Below are 1,916 nucleotides of genomic sequence, written 5' to 3'. Positions count from 1 at the left end.
GGCCCCCCTTCTCCCGAAGTTACGGGGGCATTTTGCCGAATTCCTTAACCACAGTTCACCCGAACGCCTTAGTATTTTCAACCTGACTACCTGTGTCGGTTTAGGGTACGGGCCATACACACACATCGCTAGAGGCTTTTCTCGACAGTACAGGATCACCACCATCAACCCTTTTGGGTCTACGCATCACGTCTCAACCACAATGTGTGGCGGATTTACCTACCACACGATCTGCACGCTTACACCACCAATCCAATAAGTGGCGTGGCTACCTCACTGCGTCACCCCATCACTTGAACCACACATCAGGCCCCACGACATCAACACCACCAGACTTCAAAGAAGACTAGCAGTGCATCCGCGGTGGTTAGTATCAGTGCTTTATCATGGGCGCGCATGTACGGGTACCAGAATATCAACTGGTTATCCATCGACTACGCCTGTCGGCCTCGCCTTAGGTCCCGACTCACCCTGGGAAGACGAACTTGACCCAGGAACCCTTAGTCATCCGGCGGATAGGATTCTCACCTATCAATTCGTTACTCATGCCTGCATTCTCACTCGCACACAGTCCACGCCTCCTTACGGTAACGCTTCAACCCATGCACGACGCTCCCCTACCCAAACAAAATGTTTGCCGCGGCTTCGGCGGTGTACTTGAGCCCCACTACATTGTCGGCGCAGAACCACTCGACCAGTGAGCTATTACGCACTCTTTCAAGGATGGCTGCTTCTAAGCCAACCTCCTGGCTGTCTTCGCGATCCCACATCCTTTTCCACTTAGTACACCCTTAGGGGCCTTAACCGGCGATCTGGGCTGTTTCCCTCTCGACTATGAAGCTTATCCCCCACAGTCTCACTGCCGTACAACACAATTAGTGGCATTCGGAGTTTGGCTGACATTGCTAAGATTGTAGTCCCGCTCAACCAACCAGTCGCTCTACCTCCACCAAGCTATAATACGACGCTGCACCTAAATGCATTTCGGGGAGAACCAGCTATCACGGAGTTTGATTGGCCTTTCACCCCTACCCACAGCTCATCCCCGCAGTTTTCAACCTACGTGGGTTCGCGCCTCCACAACCTCTTACAGCTGCTTCACACTGGCCATGGGTAGATCACCCCGCTTCGGGTCCAGGACATGCCACTTGACACCCCATTAGGATTCGGTTTCCCTACGGCTACCCCACACGGGTTAACCTCGCGACATGCCGCTGACTCGCAGGCTCATTCTTCAAAAGGCACGCCATCACACACAAACGGTGCTCTGACGGATTGTAAGCACATGGTTTCAGGAACTATTTCACTCCCCTCCCGGGGTACTTTTCACCATTCCCTCACGGTACTCATACACTATCGGTCACACTGAGTATTTAGGCTTACCGGGTGGTCCCGGCAGATTCACAGCAGATTCCACGAGCCCGCTGCTACTCGGGCAACCCAACAACCCACATGCCATTGTCTTCAACTACAGGACTCTCACCTTCTCCGGCAGGCCATTCCAAACCACTTCACCTAACAACAACACACGAGCAGACCATCAGTAGCTAGTCCACATTGGGGCCCACAACACCGCACACACAACCCCTACCAGGTATCACATGCACACGGTTTAGCCTCATCCACGTTCGTTCGCCACTACTAGCAGAATCATTATTATTTTCTCCTCCTACGGGTACTGAGATGTTTCACTTCCCCGCGTAAACCCCCACAACAGCTATGAATTCACTGAAGGGTAACCCCACATAACCAGGGCCAGGTTTCCCCATTCGGACATCCTCGGATCAACGCTCAATTGACAACTCCCCGAGGCTTAACGCAGCCTTTCACGTCCTTCATCGGCTCAGCATGCCAAGGCATCCACCATGCGCCCTTAATAACGAACACACAAACCACCACACACAACAAAAATCATG

General features: G+C 52.9%; 1 rRNA gene. It reads right to left on the bottom strand.

From position 1 onward, the window contains the following. Positions 1 to 1,887, bottom strand: a 23S ribosomal RNA gene (locus tag MHY22_RS11415); the annotation flags it as partial. Positions 1,888 to 1,916: the final 29 nt, after the last annotated feature.

The organism is Corynebacterium sp. ACRPO, assembly GCF_022347205.1.
Lineage (GTDB): Bacteria > Actinomycetota > Actinomycetes > Mycobacteriales > Mycobacteriaceae > Corynebacterium.
The sequence above is the reverse complement of the archived record's forward strand: the minus strand, read 5'-3'. Positions and strand labels throughout refer to the sequence as shown.